This window comes from Variovorax sp. Root318D1 (genome assembly GCF_001424835.1).
In the GTDB taxonomy this organism is placed as follows: domain Bacteria; phylum Pseudomonadota; class Gammaproteobacteria; order Burkholderiales; family Burkholderiaceae_C; genus Variovorax.
Map to the genome: position 1 here is coordinate 219,252 of NZ_LMCQ01000019.1, position 25,211 is coordinate 244,462.

Consider the following 25,211-nt stretch of genomic DNA (forward strand, 5'->3'; position numbering starts at 1 on the left):
GTGCGCATTCAGCGCAGGTAGCGCTGAATGCGCTTCTCGTCTTCCGCCAGTTGCTGGCGCATGAGCGAAAGAAAGTCGCGGGCGGTGGTGGAAAGCACCTTGCCCGCGGGCAGGGCCAGCACGCAGCTAAAAAACACGTCGACGGAGAGCCGGCGCACGACGAGGCCGCGTTCCGCGTAGTCAAGCGCGGTGATCGGGTTGACCAGCCCCACGCCCAAGCCGCGCACGGCCATCTCGCACACACTGGCCGCGTAAGGCGTCTGCACCATCACCCGAAGCGCTGCGCCGCGTTCGGCAAGTGCGGTTTCGAGCCCGCGGTGCGAAGGGTCCTCGGGGTTCAGGGCCAGGAAAGGCGCCTCTGCGAGCTGCTCCGGCTGGATGCACTTGAAGCGTGCCAGCGCATGGCCTTGCGGCATCACGACCACGCCGGGAAACCGCGCGAAGGTCGAGTGCTCGATGCCTTCGAGCGGCAGTTCGTCGGCCATCAGGCCGAAGTCGGACAGGCCCTTGGTCACGCGGTCGCGCACGTCCTTGGAACTGAGCACCTGCAGCGACACCTGCGGCCAGGGACGGTCGCCCCGGTGCGCCTTCAGGCGTTCCAGCGCACGGGGCATGAAGCCGAGACCGAAGGCCGGATAGCAACTGAGTTCGAGCTGGTTGGTGCCGAAGTCGCGCAGGCTGCGCATGCGGTGCTCGATGGCCTCCATGCCGATGAAGACGCGCTCCACCTCGGTCCACAGCGCGCGCGCCTCGGGCGTGGGCACCAGCCGCCCACCGGTGCGCTGGAACAGGAGCATGCCGGCTTGTGCCTCGAGCCGCTTGAGCGACTGGCTGATGGCGGGTTGCGTCACATGCAGCAATGCTGCGGCCTTGCGGGTGGAGCCGGCACGCATCAGGGCCCGGAACGTCTCTATTTCGGTGAAGCGCATCGATAAGTCTATTTATCGCTTGAGTATTTCAAGCTAGATGATTTTATTTCCAGATGCCTAAGATTTGGGCACGACTTACCCGCCAAGACCGCCTGTGAACACACCTCCGCCCGTTCCGGACTTCAAGTCCGCCGCGCTTCCCGACCCGTCGGCAAAACCATCGGGCGGCGCGCTTGTCCGAACGCTGCCGCCGGTGAGAAACCCTCGCCTGCAAGGCTTTCGGTGCCTGCGATGCGATGCCGCCTATCCGCTCACATTGGCGAACGATGGCTGTCCTGCATGCCGGGGCATCGGCATCCATGTCGGATTGCGCGCCAGCTACCTGCCCGACAGCGGCAGCCCTGTGTCCATGCCCTACACGCCCGGCTTCACGCTGGGCGAGGGCCAAACGCCGCTCACGGAGATGCCCGAGCTGGCGCGGGAGTTCGCCGTGGCGCGCCTCGCGATCAAGGACGAATCGCGCAACCCCACAGGCTCTCACAAGGACCGCATGACCGCGGTGGGCGTGGCTCAGGCGCTGGATTTCGGCGCCCACACGCTGGTGCTGGCCTCTTCGGGCAACGCCGCGATCTCGGCGGCGCACTATGCGTGGGCCGCGGGCCTGGTCTGCGAAGTGGCGACCTACGAAGGTTTGCCCGCCGCCTATGCACGGCAGCTCGATGCCCTGGGCGCCCGGCGCCATGTCTTTGCGGACAACGCTGGCCGCTGGGATTTCGTGCGTGAGCGCTCACGACGTCCGGGCTATTTCGCGCTGACCAACTACCGCCTGCCGGCATTGGGAAGCGCGCCGCTGGCGATCGAGGGCTACAAGCCCATTGCCCTGGAGTGCCTGACCGACGGCGGCCTGCCCGAACATGTCGTGATCCCCACGGCGCGCGGCGATCTGGCCTGGGGCATCTACGCGGGCTTTTGCGACCTGCTGGCCACCGGACGCATTTCGCGCCTGCCGCGGCTCTGGCTGGTGGAGCCTTTTGCGCGCCTCTCGCGCGTGCTTGCCGGCGGCGCGCTCAACGGCATGTATCCCGGCGACACGGCACAGTTTTCCACCGCCGGGGCCACCGTGACTTTCCTGCAGTGGCAGGCCGCCGTCGCCTCCGGTGGGGGCGCGGTGGTGGTGAGCGACGACCAGGCCCGCGCGGCGCGGCGAAAGCTCACGGCGGCCGGCGTGAGCGCCGAACTGTGCGCGGCGGCCGGATTGGACGCCCTGCGCCAGCTGCGCGAAAGCTATGCCATTGCCGGCGACGCCCACGTGGTGCTGATGCTCACCGCCAACGCCTCGCGCGACCCGACTTGGCCCGACGAGGCCGCGTGAACGTCCGAGCCACCCTTAAGGAATCGAAACCATGCAAGCAATGCAACGCCGCGCCTTCCTGGCTGCCGGTTCAGCCGCCCTGTTCACCGCCGCCGCGCCGCGCGCCTGGGCGGCTTTTCCCGACAAGCCCATCAAGCTGATCGTGCCGTGGGCGGCTGGCGGGAGCACCGACGCCATTGCGCGCGCCATGGCGCAACGCATGAGCCAGACGATCGGCAGCTCGGTGATCGTCGACAACCGCCCGGGTGCTGCCGGCCAGATCGGCACCGAGGCGGCGGCCAAGGCGGCGCCCGACGGCTACACACTTTCCATCGTCGAGTTGCCGCACGCCATTGCGCCTGCGGTGACGATGCGGTTGCCCTACGATCTGCTGCGCGACTTCACGCCGGTGACGATGATCGGCACGTCGCCGCTGGTCTTCTTTGCAGGCATGGACGACGACAGCCGTGATTTCAAGACCTTCATCAAGACGGCAGCCTCCCGGCCGATGCCGCCGGCCATCGCGCACAGCGGCGCCGGCACGGTGAGCCATCTGGCGGCCGAGCTGCTGGCGAGCCGTACGAAGATCAAGTTCAACATGGTTCCCTATCGTGGCTCGGCGCCCGCGCTCACCGACGTGGCGGCTGGTACGGTGGCCGGGCACTTCGCGACGCTGGCCAGCGGTTCCAGCCTCGTAGGCGGCAACAGGATCCGCCCGCTGCTGGTGACGAGCGCGCAGCGCGTGAACATTCCGGGCCTCAAGGACGTGCCCGGCTTGGCGGAGAGCGGGCTCAAGGGCCTCGAGATCGACCAGTGGTGGGCCATGGTGGCACCCGCCACCACGCCGCTGGAAGTGATCGAGCGGCTGCGGCGCGAGGCGATCGCGGCGCTGGACCATCCGTCGGTGAAGGAGCGCATGGCGGTGCTGGGTGTGCAGCTGAAGGGTTCCACCACGGGCGAATTGCGGGCTTTCATGCGCGCGGAAGCCGAGCGCTGGCAGAAGGTGGCGCACGACATCGGGCTTCAGCCGCAATAAGCCAGGTTCCGATGGGGGGCCTTTGGCGCGGCCGGCCGTTTTTTGGTTCAGCGCCCGGATTGCACCTTGATCCGGATCGTGTTCACGTCCCAGCCCTTGCTGCGCAGCCGGGTGACCAGCATCGGAGACAGCTGGCGCAGCTTGGCGGCCGCGGCGCTGCCGTTGACCAGCAGGCACCACACGTCCCCTTCCGCCGGACCGGCCTGCACGGCGGGCCGCATGGCCGGCGGTATCAATCCTTCGACTGCCCGCAGCCGCTCGCTGGCGTCGCGTGCGCGCGCAATCAGGCTCGCCAGGGTGGGCGAGCCTTCAGCGGCCTGCTGCAACGTGAAGGGAGGGACGGAGCGGCGATTCATGGGTAATCCGGAGGATGGAACAAGACAGCTAAAATGCCCGGTTTGCCGACGCTTGCGCCGGCAGTTCGGTCTGGAGCCGCTTGCTTTCGAGGCTTGCATTCGAAGAAGGCGCGCCCAACTGCTTTCACCATATCTTAGGGAATCCGGTCGCAGTGCCTGTGTGTCAGGTGCCCGTCCATCTCCACGCCAATGGCAACCAACTTCCTGACCCAGATTTTCGGCAGTCGCAACGACCGGCTCCTCAAGCAGTATCGCAAGACGGTGGAGCGCATCAATGCGCTCGAACCCGAGTTCGAGAAGCTCAGCGACGATGGGCTGCGCGCCAAGACGCAGGAGTTCAAGGACCGCATCGCCAAGGGCGAGTCGCTTGACGCCCTGTTGCCGGAGGCATTCGCCACCGTGCGCGAAGGCTCCAAGCGGGTCATGAAGATGCGCCATTTCGACGTGCAGCTGCTCGGCGGCATGGCACTGCACAACGGAAAGATCGCCGAAATGCGTACCGGCGAAGGCAAGACCCTGACCGCTACGCTGCCGGTGTACCTGAACGCGCTCACGGGCAACGGCGTGCACGTGGTCACCGTGAATGACTACCTCGCCAATCGCGACGCCCAGTGGATGGGCCGCCTGTACAACTTCCTGGGGCTGTCGGTGGGCATCAACCTGCCGCAGATGCCGCGGGAAGAGAAACAGCAGGCCTACGGCAGCGACATCACGTACGGCACCAACAACGAATACGGCTTCGACTACCTGCGCGACAACATGGTGTACGAGCCCGGCGACCGGGTTCAGCGCGGCCTGAACTACGCCATCGTCGACGAGGTGGACTCGATCCTGATCGACGAGGCCCGCACACCGCTGATCATCAGCGGCCAGGCCGAAGACCATACCGACCTGTACCTGGCCATCAACAAGGTGGTGCCCCTCTTGACCAAGCAAGAGGGCGAGGCCGATCCGCGTACGGGCGAGGGCGTCACGGTGCCTGGCGACTTCACGGTCGACGAGAAGACGCACCAGGTGTTCCTGACCGAAGACGGCCACGAGAAGGCAGAGCAGCTGCTGAGCGAATTCAAGCTGCTGCCCGAAGGCGCGTCGCTCTACGACCCGGCCAACATCACGCTGATGCATCACCTGAACGCGGCGCTGCGTGCACGGCACCTGTACCACCGCGACCAGCATTACGTGGTGCAGCAGGGCGAGGTCGTCATCGTCGACGAATTCACCGGCCGTCTGATGACGGGCCGGCGCTGGAGCGACGGCCTGCACCAGGCCGTGGAAGCCAAGGAAGGCGTGCAGATCCAGGCCGAGAACCAGACGCTCGCCTCCATCACCTTTCAGAACTATTTCCGCCTGTACAACAAGCTGGCCGGCATGACCGGCACGGCCGACACCGAGGCCTACGAGTTCCAGGAAATCTACGGCCTCGAGACCGTCATCATTCCGCCGAACCGCATCAGCAAGCGGGACGACCAGCTCGACCGCGTTTACAAGACCACGCGCGAAAAGTACGAAGCGGCGATCCAGGACATCCGCGAGTGCTACGAGCGCGGGCAACCGGTGCTGGTGGGCACCTCGTCGATCGAGAACTCCGAAATCATCGACGGCCTGCTCACCAAGGCGGACCTGCCGCACCAGGTGCTCAACGCCAAGCAGCATGCGCGCGAAGCCGACATCGTGGCGCAGGCCGGCCGCGCAAAGATGATCACCATCGCGACCAACATGGCCGGCCGCGGTACCGACATCGTGCTGGGCGGCAACATCGAGAAGATGATCGAGGCGATCGAGAACGATGAAGGCCGCGACGAAGCCACCAAAGAGGAAGACATCGCGCACGTGCGCGCCGAATGGACCAAGGACCACGAGTTCGTGAAGTCGCTGGGCGGCCTGCGCATCATCGCGACCGAGCGCCACGAGTCGCGCCGCATCGACAATCAGCTGCGCGGCCGTTCGGGCCGCCAGGGCGACCCAGGCTCCTCGCGCTTCTACCTGAGCCTGGACGATCCGCTGATGCGCATCTTCGCGGGCGACCGCGTGAAGGCGATCATGGACCGCCTCAAGATGCCCGACGGCGAAGCCATCGAAGCAGGCATCGTCACGCGCAGCATCGAGAGCGCGCAGCGCAAGGTCGAGGCACGCAACTTCGACATCCGCAAGCAGCTGCTCGAATACGACGACGTGTCGAATGACCAGCGCAAGGTGATCTACCAGCAGCGCAACGACATCCTCGACGCGGCCGACCTCACGGCGCAGATCGCGGCGCTGCGCGAAGGCTGCTTCACAGACCTCGTGCGGCAATACGTGCCGGCCGAATCGGTCGAGGAACAGTGGGACCTCGACGCCCTCGAGAAGACGCTCTTCAACGAATGGGGCATCGACATGCCCCTCAAGAAGGAAATCGAGGCGGCCGAGGCCGTGGCCGACGAGGACATCGTCGAGAAGGTGGTCAATGCCGCCAACGACAGCTTCGGCGCCAAGGTGGCGCTGATCGGCCAGGAAAACTTCACCCAGTTCGAACGTATGGTGCTGCTGCAGGGCATCGACACGCATTGGCGCGAGCACCTGGCCTCGCTCGACTACCTGCGTCAGGGCATTCACTTGCGCGGCTATGCGCAGAAGCAGCCCAAGCAAGAGTACAAGCGCGAAGCCTTCGAGCTCTTCGGCCAGCTGCTCGACTCGGTCAAGAACGAAGTCACGCGCCAGCTCATGACCGTGCGCGTGCAGTCGGGCGAGCAGCTCGAAGAAGCGGCTGAAGCGATGGAGAGCCGCGGCGAGAACGTCTCGAACATCACCTACAGCGCGCCGACCGAAACCGGCGAGGTCGAGGTGCGCCTGGACGAGGAAAACCAGCGCCGCATCGCGGCCGCAGGCTTGGGGCTCGGCACGCTCAGCGCCGAAGCCGCGGCGTTCGCGCGCGTCGGCCGCAACGACCCGTGCCCGTGCGGCAGCGGCAAGAAATACAAGCACTGCCACGGCAAGCTCAGCTGACCCAGAAACTTCCGAAGAGAAATAACCGCCATGCCCGTGAACCTGTCCGCCCCTGATCCCGCCGCCTTGTTCGCGGTGCCCGGCGTCCGCATCGGCGTGGCCGAAGCGGGCGTGCGCAAGGCCAACCGCAAGGACCTGACCGTCGTGCTGATCGATGAAGGCTCGGCGGTCGGCGGCGTGTTCACCCAAAACCGTTTCTGCGCTGCGCCGGTGCAGGTGTGCCGCGACCACCTGGCCGCCAACTACGGCGTTCGCGCGATGGTGATCAACACCGGCAATGCCAACGCAGGCACGGGCGAAGACGGCCTGATGCGCACGCGTTCCACCTGCATCGCGCTGGCCCGTCATCTGGAAATTGCGCCGGAGCAGATCCTCCCATTCTCGACCGGCGTGATCATGGAGCCGCTGCCGGTGGACCGTATCGAGGCCGGCCTGCCTGCTGCACTGGCCGATGCTTCGGAGAATCACTGGGCACGTGCCGCCGAAGGCATCATGACCACCGACACGATCCCGAAGGCTTTCAGCCAGCAGGTCCAGGTCGGCGGCGCCACCGTCACCATCACCGGCATCAGCAAGGGCGCCGGCATGATCCGTCCGAACATGGCGACGATGCTGGGCTTCATGGCCACCGACGCGAAGATCGATCCGTCGCTGATCCAGCCGCTCGCCAAGTTGTTGGCTGATGCCTCGTTCAACCGCGTGACGATCGACGGCGACACCTCGACGAACGACTCGTTCGTGGTCATCGCCACGCAAAAGGCTGCGCACGCCACCATCACCTCGCTGGAGTCGGCCGAAGGCCAGGCGCTGGTTGCCGCCATGCAGAACGTGGCCCGCCAGCTGGCGCAAGCGATCGTGCGCGACGGCGAAGGCGCGACCAAGTTCATCACCATCCAGGTCGAAGGCGGGCGCAATGCGGACGAGTGCAAGCAGGTGGCCTACGCCGTCGCGCACTCGCCGCTGGTCAAGACCGCGTTCTTCGCCAGCGACCCGAACCTGGGCCGCATCCTGGCGGCTGTGGGCTATGCGGGCATTGCCGATCTCGACCAGACCGGCATCGACCTGTTCCTCGACGACGTGCACGTGGCGGTCAAGGGCGGGCGCAACCCGTCGTACCGCGAGGAAGACGGCCAGCGCGTCATGAAGCAGAGCGAGATCACGGTGCGCATCGGCCTGGGCCGCGGGAACGCGAGCGAGACCGTGTGGACCTGCGACCTGAGCCACGAGTACGTCACGATCAACGCCGACTACAGGTCATGATGATGCCCCCACGCTCCGCACTTCGTGTCGTCGCTGCCCCCCGAGGGGGCGCTCAACGCCCTTCGGGCGGCCGGGCGGGCGTCGATGAATGAAAAGTTCGAAAAGCTGATCGAACGTGCCGAACAGCTGATCGGCCGCATCGAGTCGATCCTGCCGCAGCCGCTGGCGGCACCTGCTGACTGGAACGCGTCGATCGCTTGGCGTTACCGCCGCCGCAGTTCGGGCCACGGCGTGCTCGAGCCGGTGAAGCACGTGGCAGCCATGGCGCTCGATTCGCTCAAGGAAATCGACGTCCAGAAAGAAAAGATCGAGCGCAACACGCGCCAGTTCGTCGAGGGCAAGCCGGCCAACAACGTGCTGCTGACGGGGGCGCGCGGCACGGGCAAGTCGTCGCTTATCCGCGCCTGCCTGCAGGCCTATGCGCCGCAGGGGCTGCGCCTGATCGAAGTCGACAAGGCTGAGCTGACAGACCTGCCTGACATCGTCGAAGTGGTGTCGCAGCGGCCCGAAAAATTCATCGTGTTCAGCGACGATCTGAGCTTCGACGAAGGCGAGCCCGGCTACAAGGCGCTGAAGTCGATCCTGGACGGCTCGATTGCGGCGGCCACGCCCAACGTGCTGATCTACGCGACCAGCAACCGGCGCCACCTGCTGCCGGAATACATGAAGGACAACCTCAGCTACACCCACACCGAGGACGGCGAAGTGCATCCCGGCGAAGTGATCGAGGAGAAGATCTCGCTGTCCGAGCGCTTTGGCCTGTGGGTGAGCTTCTATCCCTTCAGCCAGAACGAATACCTGGCGATCGTTGCGCAGTGGCTGTCGTCGTTCGGCGTCGACAAGGCTGCCATCGAGGCAGCGCGTCCCGACGCGCTGGTGTGGGCGCTGGAGCGCGGTTCGCGCAGCGGCCGCGTGGCCTACCAGTTTGCACGCGACTACGCCGGGCGGGCCTCCGCATGAGCGCACAGCCGCAAGCCCAAGGCCGCAAGCACACCGAGGTGGCTGTCGGCGTGCTGATCCGGCCGGCCGACGATGCGCTGCTGCTGTCGACCCGGCCCGAGGGCAAGGCCTACGCCGGCTACTGGGAATTTCCGGGCGGCAAGATCGAGGCCGGCGAAACAGTGGAGCAGGCGCTGCGCCGCGAACTGCACGAAGAACTGGGCATCACCATCGCGGGCGCCGAGGTCTGGAAGGTCACTGAGCACGACTATCCGCATGCGCTGGTGCGGCTGCACTGGTGCAAGGTCACGGCGTGGAGCGGCGAATTCGAAATGCGCGAAGGGCAGGCCATGCGCTGGCAGCAACTGCCGCTCGACGTGGCTCCGGTGCTGCCGGGCGCGCTGCCGGTGCTCGAGTGGCTGACCCAGGAGCGCGGGCTGCCCGCGTCGGCGGCGCAGGCCGTTTCGACCCTGGCCTGATGGGCCCGGTCGCGAGGGCGGGCGCGCACGTTCTGCGAGCACCGCGGGCCTGAGGCACGACATGCTGCATCCCAAGTACCGCGCCGACATCGACGGACTGCGTGCCGTGGCGGTGGCGTCGGTGCTGGCCTTCCATGCCTTTCCCGACGCGCTGCCGGGAGGCTTCATCGGGGTCGACATCTTCTTCGTGATCTCGGGTTTCCTGATCACGACGATCATCATGCAGAGCCATGCGGCCAGCGACTTCAGCTACCGCGATTTCTATGCGCGGCGCATCCGGCGGATCTTTCCGGCGCTGGTGCTGGTGTTGCTGGCCACGCTCGCCTTCGGCTGGTATGCGCTGCTGCCCAGGGAGTTCGCCGAACTCGGCAAGCAGGCGGCCGGGGGTGCCGCCTTCATTGCCAATTTCATTTTCTGGGGCGAGGCCGGCTATTTCGATACGGCTGCGGAGACCAAGCCGCTACTGCACCTGTGGTCACTGGGCATCGAGGAGCAGTTCTACATTTTCTGGCCCATGCTGCTGGCGCTGGCCTGGCGCCGGCGCTGGCCGATTCTTCGGTTGCTCTGGGTGCTGGCGGTGGCTTCGTTTCTCGTCAACGTGCTGACGATCCATCCCTTTCGCACGGCGGCCTTCTACTCGCCCGCTTCGCGCTTCTGGGAACTGATGGTGGGCGGCATCCTGGCCTGCATGCGCCTGCGGCCTGCCCCCCAGCCGGCTCCGGCTTGGCGTAGCCACCTGCAGTCGTGCGTGGGAGTGGGATTGATCGTGCTGGGTCTTGTACTGACTCGCAGCGACAAGGCGTTTCCCGGGTGGTGGGCGCTGCTGCCCACGCTGGGCGCGGCGAGCTGTATTGCGGCCGGCCCCTCGGGCGTGCTGAACAGGCATGTGCTCGCCAGCCGTCCGATGGTGTGGATCGGTCTCATCAGCTATCCGCTTTATCTCTGGCATTGGCCCTTGCTGGTCTACGCACGCATCGTGAATGAAGGCGAGCCATCGCCTTGGGTGCGCGGGGCCATGGTGTTGGCGAGCGTGGCACTGGCCTGGCTCACCTATCGCTTCGTCGAGCGCTTCACCCGGGCGCGAGCGCACGTCGGCATGCTGCGTATGCTCGCGGGCGGCAGCATGGCGATTGCGGTCGCCGGGCTGCTGGCGCTGGGCGGCATGGCGCCGCGCAACGGCAGCGACCTGTTGCGCAAGGTGACCGATGCCACCGTAGACGACAACTACTACGCCGGCTTCGAGCAGCAGAAGATCGGTGCCTATCCGGTCAAGCGCGTGGGTAGCGGCGATCGCAAGGTCTTGCTGATCGGCGACAGCCACATCCAGCAGTACGCGCCGCGTGCGATGGAGCTTGCACGCAGCTCGCCCCAGCGCATGGCCACGACCTACTTTTCGACGTATGGCGCCTGTCCACCGGTGCCCGGCATGGTCGCCGAGGGCAACCCCGGCTGCGAGCAGGCGCGCCGCGAAATGCTCGCGCTGGCCGTCGATCCGCGGATCGACACGGTGGTGGTCGGGGCCTGCTGGAACTGCTACTTCACGGGCAACTTTCCGCTGCCGTTCTACTTTCAGGATGGCGCCTCGGGCTACCTCGTGAACAATGGCGGCGCAGGCCTCGGGCCGTCGCTCGCGTCTCTGGAAAAGCTGCTGGTGCAACTGGTGCAGCACAAGAAGAAGGTCTATCTGCTGCTGGACAACGCCAGCGGCCCCGAGTTCGAGCCGCGGCGCCTCATCGAAGGCAGCCGCATGGGCAAGATGGTGGCGCTGACCAGCACACACCTGGCGCCCCTGCCGCCTGAACAGGCGCGGCTCAACGACCAGCTGCGGGCGCTCGCGCTTTCCACCGGCGCGGAACCCATCGACGTGATGGCGAGGCTGTGTGCGGACGGGCAGTGCCTCCGGGCGACACCCGACGATGCGCCGGCCTACAAGGACCGGGAGCACCTGCGTCCAGCGTACGTCCGCCAGCACGCGGACTACCTGGACCGCGTTTTTCTGGCGCGGTAGTGCAGCGCGCGCTTACTGGACCTTCTTCGGGTCGCCGAAAGGCTCGTCGTCGGCCGGCGTTTCGGCTGGCATGCGGAATTCCTCGCTGGCCCAGGCGCCGAAATCGATGCCCTTGCATCGGGCGCTGCAAAACGGGCGATAGGGGTTGCGTTCGGCGTAGATGCTGTCGCCGCCACAAGCAGGGCAGCGGACGATCCGCTCGCCGATCTTGTTCACTTCGCTCATTGGATAGCCTTCATGCCTTGCACTGCGGTGCGAGCTTGCCCGGGACAGCCCGGCACGTTGCTCATGCGCAAAGGGTGAGTTCGAATGCCGCGTCTTCCGTGCTCGGGTGCAACCTGTCGTCAGCCTCGTGCCGCATCAGCCGCACCGAAACCATGAGCCGGTTGCCGCTGATCTCGGGAATGAGCCCCAGCGTGGGATCGATGCGCAACCGCAGCAACTGGAAGCTGCGGCCTTGCGGCAGGTTTTGTTGGAATTGTCCGCCCGTGGCAATGACCTTGTACGGTACGTCAGCATCGCGCAGCAGCTTGAGCAGCAGGTAGATGGATTCGGCCAGCGGAGACAGCGTGGCGGACCACCGTTCGAGGTCGGCGCGGCGGCTAGCCGCGCTGCGATGCTGCCAGGCGTAATAGGCAGGCAGGTCGAATTCGCAGGTGCCGGCCGGAATGCCCGCACGGCTGCGAATGCTCATGAGCCACTCGTTTTCGGTCAGGGCCTGGCCGGCCTTGCCAGCAACCCCATTGAGGGTTGCGAAGTTGCGCTCGAGCTGGCCCACCACTTGGTCGAGCACTGCCTCGGCAATGGCCGGATTGCCGCGGTAGCTGTTGAAGACGTTCTTGTGCTTGTCGAGATCGCGCATCACGTCGGCCTTCAGGTCGGCGCGCGCGGCCACGTCCATGATCTCGAAGATCGTGACCAGCGCGTAGTGATGCGAGAGCGCGGACTCGGAGGGCACCAGTTCCCCGAGACGGCGGAAGAGGTGCTCCAGCCGCAGGTAGGTGCGGATGCGCTCGTTGAAAGGGTACTCGTAGAGGATCACGCGTTTGTGTCGGTTTCCTGTCGCGCAATCATAGCTTCAGGGTGATTTCGATGGGGGCGTGGGCAGCACTTCGCGCACTGCGCTGAGCATGCGTTCTCCCAGTGCGAGCTGGCCGTGCATGGACATGTGGGTGTCGTTCGAAAAGTAGAAGTCGCGAATCTGCGTGTGCCTCTCGCGCGTGAACGCGTACAGATCGGGGCCCAGTCCGGAGGCGCGGAACCCGGCCTCGAAATCCTTGGAGTAATCGGGCTTCAGATACACGGTGGTCTTGTTGGGAATCACCATCCACATGATAGGAAGCTTGCTGTGCGCCTTTGTGAAATTCTTCATCCACTCCAGGTGCGCGGGAGTCAGCGGGCCATTGTCGTCATCTTCGGCGAAAAAGGGCATCTTGTCGCACGAGCGATGGGAAAAGAGCTTGCAACCATCGGGCACCGGCCGAACCCACGTGTTCCAGTCGAAGTGAACGTCTGTTGCAGAATTTTTCGCTTTCCAGGTGTTGTAGTAGGTCGTGATCCCGGTCATGAACTGCACGTTCCAATTGGGTGCGGGGCTGGGCACCGTCTCATCGGGCGTGATCAGGGGGTGGGCCATGGCGTCGAAAGGCCGGACCATCTTCTGGCACTTCATGCTGTCCTTGGTGCGGTCGCCCAGCAGGCGCTCCACGCTCTCGATGATGATCAGCTTGCCCTTGAATCCGGTGCGCGCGATCCACTGGTCGAAGTCGCCGCAGAGCGCGTTCTCGTACTGGCCCCAATAGGTGGTCGAGACGCGGTATCCCGCCTTGACAAGCACGGACTGCCAGCGGAAGGTCATCGAGAAGCTGTCGCCGATGACCAGGACGTCGGCTTGGTCGACGGGCGTGCCTTTCAGCACGGCAGGGTCGACCTTGGGCGGCGGGGCGGTCCAGCCGAATTCGCGTTCGGACAGGCGGCCGATACGCGTGAGGTCGCCGTAAGGCACGGGGCTGGTGAGCGAAACGACCCACAGCACCATCAGGGCGATGTAGCCGATGAGGAAGAATCGCAGCCAGACTTTGGCGGGCGTCGTCATGTCGAATCAGAATTGGAAATAGAGGAACGGGCTGTAGTTGCCCAGCTTCGAAACGCACCAGGCAAAGAGCGCGAAAGTGCCGATTGCAAGCACGGCCGAGGAGAACCACGCCATGACGGGCTGGCCCGCAACCGCCTTCGGGTGGGGAATCCAGCGCTCCAGCGAGATCGTCGGAGGCAATGCAAGGCAGATGATGATGCCGACCAGCATGGTCTGGAAGAACTCGGGCTTGCGGAACGGCACTGGCCCCAGTTCGCTGAAGGCCGAGACAGGGGCGCCGTGCAGGCCGAGCATGCCCTTGTAGATGGCCATGGCCGTGTGGACCCCGTCGGCGCGGAAGACGACCCATGCCAGCACTACGCAGAGAAACGTTAGCAGCCAACCCAGCACGTGGCCCACGCGCCCAGGCGTTTCGCTGCGCCGCACCTTGGCGTTCCAGAGGTGGTTGATCATCAGGAACACGCCGTGCAGCGCGCCCCAGATCACGAAAGTCCATGCAGCGCCGTGCCACAGTCCGCCGAGCAGCATCGTGAGGAACAAGTTCAGATAGCGCCGCGCCGGGCCCTTGCGGTTGCCGCCCAGCGGCACGTAGAGATAGTCGCGCAGGAAGTTCGACAGCGAGATGTGCCAGCGCCGCCAGAATTCGATGATGTTGGTCGACTTGTAGGGCGAGCGGAAATTGAGCGGCAGCTGCACGCCGAGGCACAGCGAGAGGCCCACGGCCATGTCCGAATAGCCCGAGAAGTCGAAATAGATCTGCAGCGTATAGGCCAGTGCGCCGAACCACGAGGTGTAGAGCGTGGGCTCGATGCCCTTGTGCACGCCGTTGAACATCATGTCGGCGTACTGGCCCATCGGGTCGGCAATCAGCAGCTTCTTTGCGAGCCCGAAGGTGAAGATCGCCACGCCGAGCGCCACCTTGTTGGGGTCGAGGCGGTAGGTGGCCGGGTTCGCGAACTGCGGCATCATTTGCGCGTGATGCAGCACCGGACCTGCGATCAGGTGCGGAAAGTAGGTCACGAACAGCACATAGTGGATGAAGCTGCGCTCATGCACCTTGCCCTGCCAGCAGTCGACCAGGAACGCGATCTGCGTGAAGGTATAGAACGAGATGCCGATCGGCAGCACGATGTGCAGCATCGGAATTTGCGACAGGCCCGCCGAGGCCAGTCCTTCGTTCACGTTGGACACGAAGAAGTTGGCGTACTTGAAGACCGCGAGCACACCCAGGTTGACGACCAGCGCCAGCACCAGCAGTGACTTGCGCTTGCGGTCGTCCCGGCCGGGCGCGGGCGAAAGGTGCAGCCCGAACCAGTAGTTGACGCAGATGGACGCAACCAGGAGCGGAAGCGCCTTGATGCTCCACCAGCCGTAGAAGAACAGCGAGGCCAGCGCAAGAAAGCCAGCTGCGGACCGGGCGTTGCGCTTGCCGATCAGGAAGAAACCGATCAGTACCAGCGGAAAAAAGACAAAAATGAAGGGATACGAATTGAAAAGCATCGCGGGAGGGAGGGCACTCCGGCGAGCGCCTTTTTTGTCTTGGTCGTTATGCGGCCGCTGCGGCGGCAAGTCTCGGATTATCGCGTGCCGGGCGGAGCCCACCGCTTCCAGAGACTCCGCACCTGGCCGCCGAGTTCCTCCAGCGAGAGCGTCTCGTTGAAAATGACCGCATCCGCGGCGGCTCGACGCGACTTGCGCGCAGCCTGCTGGGCGATCACCGCGCGTACGGCTTCGTCGGTCCAACCAGAGCGCGCCATGACGCGCCGCAACTGGGTTTCCTCGCTGGCGTCGACCACGAGCACTCTGTCCACCATGGCTCGCCAGCGGCCGGATTCGACCAGCAGCGGGACATCGAAGACCACCACGGCGTTCGGTCCCGCAGCCGACGCCATGCGCTCTGTCTCGGCACCGATCAGCGGATGCAGGATCGATTCGAGGCGTTTCCTCGCGCTGTTGTCGGCGAACACGAGTTGCCGCATGCCTGCGCGATCAAGCCCGCCATCGGGCGCGATCACCGACTGGCCGAAAGCGGCCTCGATGGCAGGCATTGCAAGGCCACCGGGCTGTGCAATGCGGCGCGCGATGGCGTCGGTGTCGACCAGCACCGCACCTTCTGCAACCAGCAGCGCGGCAACGGTGCTCTTGCCGCTGCCGATGCCTCCCGTCAAACCGATGCGCCGCATCACGGGCTCTTCAGCGGGCGAATGCGCCGAGCGGGAAGGCGAAAGGGATCCATTGCCGCACGAGTTCGGGACCGGCCACGAGGCAGACCAGGCCTGCACCTGCGAGGAAGGGACCGAAGGCCATGGGAATGTCCTTGTGCGCCAGCTTGCCGACGAAACGCAGCGAGAGGCCGATCACGGCGCCCACCAGCGACGAGACGAGGATGATGGCGATGAGGTAATCGGCCCCCAGCCATGCGCCCAGTGCCGCAAGCAGTTTGAAGTCGCCATGCCCCATGCCTTCCTTGCCCGTGACCAGGCGATAGCCATGGTACACAAGCCAGAGGCTCAGGTAGCCGAACACGGCGCCCCAGACGGCCGCACTCAGCGCAATGCCGGTCCAGCCCATGGCCGCGCCGATGAGGCCCAGCCATAGCAGCGGATAGTTCAGCGCATCGGGCAGGAACTGGGTGTCGAAATCGATCAGGAACTGGCAGACCAGCAGCGCCGCGAAGGCGGCCCAGAGCGCGCCCGGGGGCGTGAGGCCAAAGCGGTATGCGCAAAGGGCGAACAGCGCCCCGGTGATCAGTTCGACCAGCGGATAGCGCGGGCTGATCGGCGTCTTGCAGGCGGCGCAGCGACCCCGCAATACCAGGTAGCTCAGCACGGGAATATTCTCGTACCAGCGGATCTTGTGCCCGCACGATCCACAGCGCGAAGCCGGCCGGGACAGGTCGAAGGGAGGCAGGCCCTCGATCGCCAGTGCTGCCTTGTCGGCCGCAGCCTCGAGGCCGGCCGGTGGCGCCGCTTTGGGCCCGAACACCAGCGACCAGAGCGATGGAACGTCCTTGGACGACATCAGGTTGGCCACCGCGTCGGCGAGCCACTCCCGGTACATCATCGCCGGCGTGCGGTAGATCACCACGTTGAGAAAACTACCGACCAGCAACCCGAGGACGCCGGCAAACGCGGCGTCGATCTCCTGCGAAACCAGCATCAAACGACTTGGCCCAGCTTGAAGATGGGCAGGTACATCGACACCACGATGCCGCCGATGATCGTGCCGAGGAACACGATGATGATGGGTTCCATCAGGCTCGAGAGGCCCGCGACCATGTCGTCGACTTCGGACTCATAGAAGTCTGCGGCCTTCCCGAGCATGTGGTCGATGGAGCCGGATTCCTCACCGATGGCAGTCATCTGGATCACCATCGACGGGAACAGGTTCACGTTGGTCATGGCCGAGGTGAGGCTGGTGCCGGTCGAAACTTCCTGCTGGATCTTGGCCGTGGCATCGCTGTACACCGTGTTGCCCGATGCACCGCCCACCGAGTCGAGCGCTTCGACCAGCGGAACGCCGGCGGCGAACATGGTGGCGAGCGTGCGGGTCCAGCGGGCCACACACGATTTTTCGATCAGGGTGCCGAAGATCGGCACACGCAGCAGTGCACGGTCCATCACCCGCTGCACGCGTTCGTTGCGCTTCCAGGCCTGCAGGAAAAAGTAAGTGCCGCCGCCGATGACTCCGAAGATCAGCCACCAATAGGAGACGAAGAATTCGCTAATCGCCATCACGAACAGCGTCGGCGCAGGCAGGTCGGCGCCGAAAGACGTGAACACCTCCTTGAACGCCGGAATCACGAAGATCATGATGATCGCGACCACCACGAACGCCACCACCACCACGGAAGTCGGATACATCAGCGCCGACTTGATCTTGGACTTGATCGCCTCGGTCTTTTCCATGTAAGTCGCCAGGCGGTCCAGCAAGTCTTCCAGGATACCGGCGGCCTCGCCAGCCTCTACCAGGTTGCAGTAGAGATTGTCGAAATACTTCGGAAACTTGCGGAAGGCGGCCGAAAGCGAGGTCCCGGTCTCCACGTCGCTGCGGATGTCGTTGAGCAGCTTGGCGACGCTTACGTTGGCATTGCCGCGGCCGACGATGTCGAACGACTGCAAGAGCGGCACGCCGGCCTTCATCATCGTTGCCAGCTGGCGCGTGAAGATAGCGATGTCCTTGGGCTTGATGGACCTGCCCGAGCGCATGCGCCGCTTCTTGATCTTGGATGCGAGGACCCCCTGGCGCCGCAGCGCGGCCTGCACCTGGTTCTCGCCGGCGGCTCGGAGCTCGCCACGCACGAGCTTGCCGTTGCGGTCCTTGCCCTCCCACTCGTAGACGGATTCCTTGAGCGTGTTCGAGCCGCGGGGGGATGCCACTGTAGCCATTCGATCTCCGATTGCAGTGTGTTCGTTCGTTATTCGTTGGTGACCGCCACCACTTCTTCGAGTGAGGTCAGACCTTGCATGACTTTTCTGAGCCCCGACTGCCGCAGCGAGCGGACGCCCTCAGCCTCGGACTGGCGAGCGATGTCCAGCGCGCTGCCGTCGCGCAGGATGATGGACTGGATGGCTTCCGAGATCGGCATCACCTGGTAGATGCCGACCCGCCCCTTGTAGCCGCCGTTGCACACGGAGCAGCCGACGGGACGATAGGGCTTCCAGGAGCCATCGAGTTCTGTTTCCTTGAAACCCGCGTCGAGCAAAGCCTGGCGCGGCACGTCGGCCGGCGCGCGGCATATGTGGCACAGGCGGCGGGCCAGCCGCTGCGCAGTGATCAGGATGACGCTCGAGGCGATGTTGAACGGGGCGATGCCCATGTTGCGCATGCGCGTGAGCGTCGTCGGCGCGTCGTTCGTGTGCAGCGTCGACAGCACCAGGTGGCCCGTTTGCGCGGCCTTGATCGAGATGTCGGCGGTTTCGAGGTCCCGGATTTCGCCGACCATGATGATGTCGGGATCCTGCCGGAGGAAAGCACGCAGCGCGGCGGCGAAGGTGAGTCCGGCGCGCTCGTTCACGTTGACCTGGTTCACGCCGGGCAGGTTGATTTCGGACGGGTCTTCCGCCGTGGCGATATTGACCCCGGGTTGGTTCAGCAGGTTCAGGCAGGTGTAAAGCGACACCGTCTTGCCGGAACCGGTGGGGCCCGTTACCAGCACCATGCCGTAGGGGCGGCCGATCGCGTTCAGCAGCCGCTCCTTTTCGTCGGCGTCGTAGCCGAGTGCGTCGATGCCCAGGCGTGCGCTGCTCGGGTCGAGAATCCGGATCACGATCTTTTCGCCGAAGAGCGTGGGCAGGGTGCTCACGCGAAAGTCGATCACGCGGTCCGGGCCGATCTTGAGCTTCATGCGGCCGTCTTGCGGCACGCGCTTCTCGGAAATGTCGAGCCGCGAGATCACCTTGATTCGCGACGCCAGCTTGTCCTTGATCAACGTGGGCGGGCTGGCGATCTCGCGCAGTTCGCCGTCGATGCGAAAGCGCACGCGGTAGTTGTGCTCGTAGGGTTCGAAGTGAATGTCCGAAGCCCGCATGCTGACGCCGTCGAGCAGCATCTTGTGCAGGAACCGGACGACCGGGGCGTCCTCGACCTCGGCAACGGCCGCCTGTTCGTTGGCATCGCCCGACGTATCGGCCGTGACGTCGTCGAACTCGAAGTCCCCGCCGCCGACGATGTTGTTGAGGGTTTCCGACGCACTGACCGCGGCGGCTTCGATCATGCGCGACAGCTTGTCGTATTCCGCGATGACCCAGTCCACGCCCATCTGGGACGCAAACTTGATCTTTTCCACGGCTTGCTGGTCCGAGGGGTCGGCTGTCGCAACAATGAGGCGGTTGTTGCGCTTGCTGAGCACCACGATGCGGTACGCCTGACACAGCTTCGGGTCGAGCAGGTCCTTGGGCAGGCGCTGGTGGTCGATGGCGTCCAGGTCGAGCAGCGGGGCGCCGAACGCGGAAGAAAGCGTGTGGGCCAGGTCTGCGGCCGAGACGGCGCCACTGCCGGTCAGCTCGGCAATGAAACTGGTGCGGCCATTCAGCGACTTCTGATAGATGTCTTCCGCGGTCTTCGCAGGCAGCTTGCCGGCTGAAACCAAGGCGCGCGCAAGGCCCGGAAGGGCGATTTGCGTGTTTTCTTTAACAGGAAGTTCGGCAGCAGCCATTCAGCGGAATTGCAAAAGATGTGAAAAAGTGCTTCACGATCATCGCTGAACGCCCTCGCCGTGTAAATCGCTATGTAGCAACAGGCATGGGCATTATTGGTGCCAGCCAAAAAGACTGGTCGGGGTGAGAGGATTCGAACCTCCGGCCTCTACGTCCCGAACGTAGCGCTCTACCAGGCTAAGCTACACCCCGATTGGTTGCAGAAAAAGAGAAAGTCGTCCTTGCCAACTCTTGTGAGGTGTTCAGGCACGTCGCTCAAGCAACTGAGCCGCCAATTGTAGCAAACCGTCGGCGTGCAAATTGGACGGAAAGTCGCGCAAGGCATGAATCGCACGCTTTGCCTCGTCGGCCGCGGCGGCACGCGAAGCCTCCAGCGCGCCCGTGCTGTGAACGATCTCGACGATCTTGCCAAGTTGAGCCGTGTCGCCGGCCTCGATGGCCGCACGCACCAGCGCGCCCTGGGCGGGGCTGCCGCGCCGCATGGCGAAGATCAGCGGCAGGGTGGTCTTGCCTTCGCGCAGGTCGTCGCCCACGTTCTTTCCCGTTTCATGGGCGTCTCCGGCGTAATCGAGTACGTCGTCGATCACCTGGAAGGCCGTGCCCAGCGCCTGGCCATAGGTGGCGCAGGCTTCCTCGACCTCGGGCGTGGCTCCTGCCAGCACCGCGGCCAGGCGCGTGCTGGCTTCGAAAAGCTTGGCGGTCTTCGAGCGGATCACGCGCAGGTAGGCTGCTTCGTCCAGCGACGCGTCGTGCATGTTCATGAGCTGCAGCACCTCGCCTTCGGCGATGACGTTGGTCGCCTCAGCCAGGATTTGCATGATGCGCATGTTGTTTGCATCCAACATCATCTGGAAAGCACGCGAATAGAGGAAGTCGCCGACCAGCACGCTGGCGGGGTTGCCAAACGATTCATTGGCCGTCGGCCGTCCGCGGCGCAGGGTCGACTCGTCAACGACGTCGTCGTGCAGCAGCGTGGCCGTGTGGATGAACTCCACCACCGCCGCCAGGTTGAAGCGTTGCTCGCCCGTGTATCCGAGCGCCCCCGACATGAGGAGCAGCAGCGCCGGCCGCAGGCGTTTGCCGCCGGCGGAGATGATGTATTTGGAAACCTGGCTGACCAGGGGCACGCCCGTATCGAGGCGCCGCGCAATCACACGGTCGACTTCGACCATGTCGCCGGCGATCAAATCCAGCACGGTGGCGGTGGGGGAGGTATCGGCGGCGTGAACTGGCAAAGCGTTTGCGCGCGGCGCGTCTGAATACGAAGGTGGCAGCGGCACAAGGCCGGAAGGCGCAGATTATAGGGAGGAGCGCGTGCGGTTCCGGCGCGCTTCGCGCCTAAACCATGTTAGCGCGCGCAAACCGTGCTAGAATCTTGGGCTCTGCGGAATTCGCCGCGGAGCTCATATTCCCAAGAGGTTCACATGTACGCGGTCATAAAAACCGGCGGCAAGCAGTATCGCGTTGCTTCCGGCGAAAAAATTAAAGTAGAACAGATTGCTGCGGATGTAGGCCAGGAAATCGTGATCGATCAGGTTCTCGCAGTCGGCAACGGCAGCGAAATCAAGGTTGGTACGCCCCTGGTGTCCGGCGCAACGGTGACAGTCACGGTACTGTCGCACGGCAAGCACGACAAGGTTCGCATCTTCAAGATGCGCCGTCGTAAGCACTATCAGAAACGTCAAGGCCATCGCCAGCAGTTCACCGAACTGCAAATCGGCGCGATCGCCGGCTAAGGAGCAGATTCCATGGCACAGAAAAAAGGCGGCGGCTCAACGCGAAACGGGCGCGACTCCAAGCCCAAGATGCTCGGCGTGAAAGCGTTTGGCGGCGAACTGATCAGCGCAGGCTCGATCATCGTGCGCCAGCGCGGCACCCAGTTCCACCCCGGCGTGAATGTCGGCGTGGGCAAGGACCACACGCTGTTTGCACTGGTTGACGGCCATGTGTCGTTCGGCGTCAAGGGCGCACTGAACAAGCACATGGTCAACGTGACCCCCGCGGCATAAGCCCAGGTCACTTCGATCAGCTCGAAGCCCCGCTTTGCCGGGGCTTCTTCATTTGTACACTGGATACCCCATGAAGTTCGTCGACGAAGCCTTCATCGACATCGCCGCAGGCGATGGCGGCAACGGCTGCGTGTCGTTCCGTCATGAAAAATACAAGGAATTCGGCGGCCCGAACGGTGGTGACGGCGGCCGCGGCGGCCACGTCTACGCGGTAGCCGATTCCAACCTCAACACGCTGGTCGACTTCCGCTACTCGCGCCGCCACGAGGCCAGGCGGGGCGAGCACGGCATGGGCTCCGACATGTTCGGTGCCGCGGGCGACGACATCGTGTTGAAGATGCCTGTCGGCACCATCATCTCCGACGCCGAGACGGGCGAGGTGCTGTACGAGCTGCTGAAGGAAGGCGAGGTCGTCACCATCGCCAAGGGCGGCGATGGCGGCTTCGGCAACATGCGCTTCAAGAGCGCCATCAATCGCGCCCCGCGCCAGAAGACCCCCGGTTGGCCCGGCGAGAAGAAGAGCCTCAAGCTCGAACTCAAGGTGCTCGCCGACGTTGGCCTGCTCGGTATGCCCAACGCGGGCAAGTCGACCCTGATCAGCGCCATTTCGAACGCGCGCCCGCGCATCGCCGACTATCCCTTCACCACGCTGCATCCGAATCTCGGCGTGGTGCGCGTCGGCCCGGAGCAGAGTTTCGTGGTGGCAGACCTTCCCGGCCTGATCGAAGGCGCTTCGGAAGGTGCCGGCCTCGGCCACTTGTTCCTGCGCCATCTGCAGCGCACTCGCCTGCTGCTGCACGTGATCGACATGGCACCCTTTGACGATGCCGTCGATCCGGTGGCACAGGCAAAGGCCATCGTGGGCGAGCTGAAAAAGTACGACACCGCGCTCTACGAGAAGCCGCGCTGGCTCGTGCTCAACAAGCTCGACATGGTGCCCGGCGACGAACGTGCGGCACGCATCAAGGACTTCGTGAAGCGCATGCGCTTCAAGGGTCCCGTGTTCGAAATCTCCGCGCTCACCCGGGAAGGCTGCGAGCACTTGGTGCAGGCGGTCTACCAGCACATCAAGGCGCAGCAGGTGGCCGAGCAGGTGCCGGTCGAAGTCGATCCGCGCTTTGCCGAATTGCCGCCCGATCCAAACTGAGCACCGCAGCGCATCGACACCCGATGCGCCGCTTCCACAGACAGCAGCCGCACACGCTTCACGACACGACCGCCAGAGCCTTCAATGACCTCGAATTCCGGATCCACTGCCTTGCGGGATGCCCGCCGAATCGTCGTCAAGGTGGGCTCCAGCCTCGTGACCAACGAAGGACGGGGCCTCGATGAGGGCGCCATCGGCGAGTGGTGCCGGCAGCTTGCGGTGCTGGTGCGCGAAGGGCGCGAGGTCGTGATGGTGTCGAGCGGTGCCATTGCCGAAGGCATGAAGCGGCTCGGCTGGCGCACCCGGCCGCACGAGGTGCATGAACTCCAGGCCGCCGCCGCCGTCGGGCAGATGGGCTTGGCCCAGATGTACGAGACCAAGCTGCGCGAGAACGAGATCGGCAGCGCCCAGGTGCTGCTGACCCATGCCGACCTGGCCGACCGCGAGCGCTATCTCAATGCGCGCTCGACCCTTGTGACCTTGCTCGGCCTGCGCGTGGTGCCGGTCATCAACGAGAACGACACCGTCGTCAACGACGAGATCAAGTTCGGCGACAACGACACGCTCGGCGCCCTCGTGGCCAACCTGGTGGAGGCCGACGCGCTGATCATCCTCACGGACCAGAAGGGCCTCTACACGGCCGACCCGCGCAAGGACCCGGACGCAAAGTTCGTGCACGAGGCGGCCGCCGGCGACCCGGCGCTCGAAGCCATGGCGGGCGGCGCAGGCTCCAGCATTGGACGCGGCGGCATGATCACCAAGATCCTTGCAGCCAAGCGCGCGGCCGGGTCGGGTGCCTCTACCGTGATTGCCTGGGGACGCGAACCCGATGCCCTGCTGCGCCTCACGCGCGGCGAACCCATCGGCACCTTGCTGGTGGCGCAGACGGCCAAGCACCAGGCGCGCAAGCGCTGGATGGCCGACCACCTGCAATTGCGCGGCGCCGTCACGGTGGATGCCGGGGCCGCGGCCAAGGTGCGTGCCGAAGGCAAGAGCCTGCTGCCGATCGGCATGACCAGCGTGTCGGGCGAGTTCTCGCGTGGCGACGTGATTGCGGTGCGCGACGTCGATGGCGTCGAACTGGCCCGCGGTCTGGCCAACTACTCGAGCGTGGAGGCCCGTCTGCTGTGCCGCAAGCCTTCGAGCGAGTTCGAGCGTTTGCTGGGCTACGTGGCGGAACCCGAGATGGTCCACCGCGACAACATGGTGCTGATGCCAGGCTGATGAAAGAAACGGGGCGCATGGCCCCGTTCTTTTTGGTTCACTGCACTTCGCGAACCGGGTTGCGCAGGTTCTGGACCATGTCCCCGACTGAATTGCGCGGCGCGTTGCCACGGCACAGCGCCTGTGTCGACAGCGCCTTGGCGTAGCGCGAGTTGAGGTCGTTGATGCGCTTCCACTCCGGCGTCTTCGTTTCTTGCCAAGCGCCGTTGTTGTAGCGGGCGTAGCTCTTCAGCTCGCCGGTCGAGCAGCGCACGCCTTCATAGAACGCATTGACGCCGCCGCCATTGCGGTTCTGCGCCACCACCACGTAGCGCACGATGCCGTCGCGCGTGATGGCGATCGTGTTCGGGTCGATGCCGAACTTCAGGCTCATGTACGGAGGCATTTCGATCGGCAGCAGGCGGCTTTCGCTGAAGGCCGGCGGCGGCGGTGCCGCGGTTTCTACCCATTCGGCGTCCGCCTCGGAGCGCTTGGGCGGAGGCGGCATGCCCGATTGCGCCCAGTCCGGGTTGTCGGTGTCGTGATTGCCCGATGCGCAGCCGGCAAGAATGCCGAAGCACGCGAGAAGAAGAATGCGCTCAGCGCTGCGACGGAAAGAAGGGCGTTTTGTTGGGGGGAAGAGAAGGTTCATCGCTCGCGGAATGGATGTCGGGATGCGGGTCGAAACTGCCGCCGGGCGGCAGGTCCAGGCCCGCGGGCGCGCCGCCGTCTGGCGTGTGGCGCTCGAATTCACGGGCGCGCACGTTGCTGCGCAAAAAACGGTTGCGGAAATCCTGCCGCGGCAGGTAGCGAGCAAGCTCGGTCAGCGCCATCTCATAGACGCCGCGCTTGAACTCGACGACCACGTCGAGCGGCACCCAGTAGTCGTGCCAGCGCCAAGCGTCGAATTCAGGATGGTCGGTGGCACGCAGGTTCAGATCCCAGTCGTGGCCGATGAGTTGCAGCAAATACCAGATTTGTTTCTGGCCCTTGTAGTGGCCCCGTGCGTCACGGCGGATGAACCGATCCGGCACCTCGTAGCGCAACCAGTCGCGGGTACGGGCCACGATGCGCACGTGCTCCGGATGGAGCCCCACTTCCTCATGCAGCTCCCGGAACATGGCTTGCTCCGGACTTTCGCCGCGGTCTATGCCGCCTTGCGGAAACTGCCAGGAATGCGTGCGTATGCGTTTGCCCCAGAAAACCTGGTTTCTCTGGTTGAGCAGGATGATGCCGACGTTGGGCCTGAAGCCGTCCCGGTCGAGCATAATCAAACCCCAATTTTTGAACTGAGTCGATTATGCATGCCGGGTTGCACT

At 64.7% G+C, this 25,211-nt stretch carries 24 protein-coding genes and 1 tRNA gene; 11 read left to right on the forward strand and 14 right to left on the reverse strand.

Features of this window, described 5'->3' with window-relative positions:
* Nucleotides 1–8: 8 nt before the first annotated feature.
* Entirely contained in the window at nucleotides 9–929 is a 921-nt protein-coding gene (locus tag ASC78_RS15370) for a LysR substrate-binding domain-containing protein (RefSeq protein WP_055802794.1), read from the reverse strand.
* Nucleotides 930–1,023: 94 nt separating this feature from the next.
* On the opposite strand from ASC78_RS15370, the gene ASC78_RS15375 reads away from it, so the two are divergent.
* Nucleotides 1,024–2,241: a threonine synthase gene (locus ASC78_RS15375; protein WP_082517551.1), complete on the forward strand. Its 1,218-nt coding sequence runs from the start codon at nucleotides 1,024–1,026 to the stop codon at nucleotides 2,239–2,241.
* 31 nt (nucleotides 2,242–2,272) lie between these two features.
* Nucleotides 2,273–3,256 carry a Bug family tripartite tricarboxylate transporter substrate binding protein gene (locus tag ASC78_RS15380; RefSeq protein ID WP_055802796.1) on the forward strand — a complete coding sequence of 328 codons (984 nt, stop codon included), beginning with the start codon at nucleotides 2,273–2,275 and terminating at the stop codon, nucleotides 3,254–3,256.
* A 47-nt stretch (nucleotides 3,257–3,303) separates the two neighbouring features.
* Here ASC78_RS15380 and ASC78_RS15385 read toward each other — a convergent pair whose 3' ends face one another.
* Nucleotides 3,304–3,612, reverse strand: a complete 309-nt coding sequence (locus ASC78_RS15385) for a DciA family protein (RefSeq protein WP_015867007.1) — start codon at nucleotides 3,610–3,612, stop codon at nucleotides 3,304–3,306.
* A 189-nt stretch (nucleotides 3,613–3,801) separates the two neighbouring features.
* Between ASC78_RS15385 and secA the strand changes: the two genes are divergently transcribed.
* From secA to ASC78_RS15410, 5 genes are all read left to right on the forward strand, one after another.
* Entirely contained in the window at nucleotides 3,802–6,594 is a 2,793-nt protein-coding gene (secA, locus tag ASC78_RS15390; protein WP_055802798.1) for a preprotein translocase subunit SecA, read from the forward strand.
* Nucleotides 6,595–6,624: 30 nt separating this feature from the next.
* Entirely contained in the window at nucleotides 6,625–7,854 is a 1,230-nt protein-coding gene (argJ, locus tag ASC78_RS15395; protein ID WP_055802800.1) for a bifunctional glutamate N-acetyltransferase/amino-acid acetyltransferase ArgJ, read from the forward strand.
* A gap of 84 nt (nucleotides 7,855–7,938) precedes the next feature.
* Nucleotides 7,939–8,814 (forward strand): ATP-binding protein, encoded by an 876-nt coding sequence (locus ASC78_RS15400; RefSeq protein ID WP_055802802.1) that lies wholly within the window; start codon nucleotides 7,939–7,941, stop codon nucleotides 8,812–8,814.
* The gene (locus ASC78_RS15405) at nucleotides 8,811–9,272 is read left to right on the forward strand and encodes a (deoxy)nucleoside triphosphate pyrophosphohydrolase (RefSeq protein ID WP_055802804.1); all 462 of its coding nucleotides are present in this window, start codon (nucleotides 8,811–8,813) and stop codon (nucleotides 9,270–9,272) included. Before ASC78_RS15400 ends, ASC78_RS15405 begins: the two co-directional genes overlap by 4 nt.
* A 61-nt stretch (nucleotides 9,273–9,333) precedes the next feature.
* Nucleotides 9,334–11,280, forward strand: coding sequence for an acyltransferase family protein (locus ASC78_RS15410; protein ID WP_055802806.1), 1,947 nt, complete (start codon nucleotides 9,334–9,336; stop codon nucleotides 11,278–11,280).
* 12 nt (nucleotides 11,281–11,292) lie between these two features.
* On the opposite strand, the gene ASC78_RS15415 is transcribed toward ASC78_RS15410, so the two are convergent.
* The 10 genes from ASC78_RS15415 to ASC78_RS15460 form a co-directional block, all read right to left on the reverse strand.
* Nucleotides 11,293–11,505 carry a DNA gyrase inhibitor YacG gene (locus ASC78_RS15415; RefSeq protein ID WP_055802807.1) on the reverse strand — a complete coding sequence of 71 codons (213 nt, stop codon included), beginning with the start codon at nucleotides 11,503–11,505 and terminating at the stop codon, nucleotides 11,293–11,295.
* A gap of 61 nt (nucleotides 11,506–11,566) precedes the next feature.
* Nucleotides 11,567–12,322 carry a cell division protein ZapD gene (gene zapD / locus ASC78_RS15420; RefSeq protein ID WP_055802809.1) on the reverse strand — a complete coding sequence of 252 codons (756 nt, stop codon included), beginning with the start codon at nucleotides 12,320–12,322 and terminating at the stop codon, nucleotides 11,567–11,569.
* Nucleotides 12,323–12,358: 36 nt separating this feature from the next.
* Nucleotides 12,359–13,375 carry a hypothetical protein gene (locus tag ASC78_RS15425; protein ID WP_055802811.1) on the reverse strand — a complete coding sequence of 339 codons (1,017 nt, stop codon included), beginning with the start codon at nucleotides 13,373–13,375 and terminating at the stop codon, nucleotides 12,359–12,361.
* A gap of 6 nt (nucleotides 13,376–13,381) precedes the next feature.
* Nucleotides 13,382–14,875, reverse strand: a complete 1,494-nt coding sequence (locus ASC78_RS15430; RefSeq protein ID WP_055802812.1) for an MBOAT family O-acyltransferase — start codon at nucleotides 14,873–14,875, stop codon at nucleotides 13,382–13,384.
* A 77-nt stretch (nucleotides 14,876–14,952) separates the two neighbouring features.
* Nucleotides 14,953–15,558 carry a dephospho-CoA kinase gene (gene coaE, locus ASC78_RS15435; protein WP_055802814.1) on the reverse strand — a complete coding sequence of 202 codons (606 nt, stop codon included), beginning with the start codon at nucleotides 15,556–15,558 and terminating at the stop codon, nucleotides 14,953–14,955.
* Nucleotides 15,559–15,568: 10 nt separating this feature from the next.
* On the reverse strand, nucleotides 15,569–16,534 hold the full coding sequence (locus tag ASC78_RS15440) for a prepilin peptidase (protein ID WP_055802817.1): 966 nt from the start codon (nucleotides 16,532–16,534) through the stop codon (nucleotides 15,569–15,571).
* Nucleotides 16,534–17,763 (reverse strand): type II secretion system F family protein, encoded by a 1,230-nt coding sequence (locus tag ASC78_RS15445; protein ID WP_055802818.1) that lies wholly within the window; start codon nucleotides 17,761–17,763, stop codon nucleotides 16,534–16,536. The genes ASC78_RS15440 and ASC78_RS15445 overlap by 1 nt, the downstream gene beginning before the upstream one ends.
* Before the next feature lie 29 nt (nucleotides 17,764–17,792).
* Nucleotides 17,793–19,532, reverse strand: a complete 1,740-nt coding sequence (pilB, locus tag ASC78_RS15450; RefSeq protein WP_055802820.1) for a type IV-A pilus assembly ATPase PilB — start codon at nucleotides 19,530–19,532, stop codon at nucleotides 17,793–17,795.
* A 116-nt stretch (nucleotides 19,533–19,648) separates the two neighbouring features.
* Nucleotides 19,649–19,725: transfer RNA gene (locus tag ASC78_RS15455), tRNA-Pro, on the reverse strand.
* A 50-nt stretch (nucleotides 19,726–19,775) separates the two neighbouring features.
* Nucleotides 19,776–20,768 (reverse strand): polyprenyl synthetase family protein, encoded by a 993-nt coding sequence (locus ASC78_RS15460; protein WP_055802822.1) that lies wholly within the window; start codon nucleotides 20,766–20,768, stop codon nucleotides 19,776–19,778.
* Between the two features lie 189 nt (nucleotides 20,769–20,957).
* On the opposite strand from ASC78_RS15460, the gene rplU reads away from it, so the two are divergent.
* The 4 genes from rplU to proB all read left to right on the forward strand — a co-directional run bounded on the left by rplU (nucleotide 20,958) and on the right by proB (nucleotide 23,913).
* Nucleotides 20,958–21,269 carry a 50S ribosomal protein L21 gene (rplU, locus tag ASC78_RS15465; protein ID WP_028259151.1) on the forward strand — a complete coding sequence of 104 codons (312 nt, stop codon included), beginning with the start codon at nucleotides 20,958–20,960 and terminating at the stop codon, nucleotides 21,267–21,269.
* A gap of 12 nt (nucleotides 21,270–21,281) precedes the next feature.
* Nucleotides 21,282–21,542, forward strand: coding sequence for a 50S ribosomal protein L27 (gene rpmA, locus ASC78_RS15470; protein WP_028259150.1), 261 nt, complete (start codon nucleotides 21,282–21,284; stop codon nucleotides 21,540–21,542).
* A gap of 70 nt (nucleotides 21,543–21,612) precedes the next feature.
* Nucleotides 21,613–22,689: an Obg family GTPase CgtA gene (gene cgtA, locus ASC78_RS15475; protein ID WP_055802823.1), complete on the forward strand. Its 1,077-nt coding sequence runs from the start codon at nucleotides 21,613–21,615 to the stop codon at nucleotides 22,687–22,689.
* Nucleotides 22,690–22,773: 84 nt separating this feature from the next.
* Nucleotides 22,774–23,913 carry a glutamate 5-kinase gene (proB, locus tag ASC78_RS15480; RefSeq protein WP_055802825.1) on the forward strand — a complete coding sequence of 380 codons (1,140 nt, stop codon included), beginning with the start codon at nucleotides 22,774–22,776 and terminating at the stop codon, nucleotides 23,911–23,913.
* A gap of 37 nt (nucleotides 23,914–23,950) precedes the next feature.
* Here proB and ASC78_RS15485 read toward each other — a convergent pair whose 3' ends face one another.
* Both ASC78_RS15485 and ASC78_RS15490 read right to left on the reverse strand, forming a co-directional pair.
* Entirely contained in the window at nucleotides 23,951–24,400 is a 450-nt protein-coding gene (locus ASC78_RS15485; RefSeq protein ID WP_235505106.1) for a CNP1-like family protein, read from the reverse strand.
* A 91-nt stretch (nucleotides 24,401–24,491) separates the two neighbouring features.
* Complete coding sequence (locus tag ASC78_RS15490; protein WP_055802827.1) at nucleotides 24,492–25,160, reverse strand: RNA pyrophosphohydrolase; 669 nt, start codon at nucleotides 25,158–25,160, stop codon at nucleotides 24,492–24,494.
* Nucleotides 25,161–25,211: the final 51 nt, after the last annotated feature.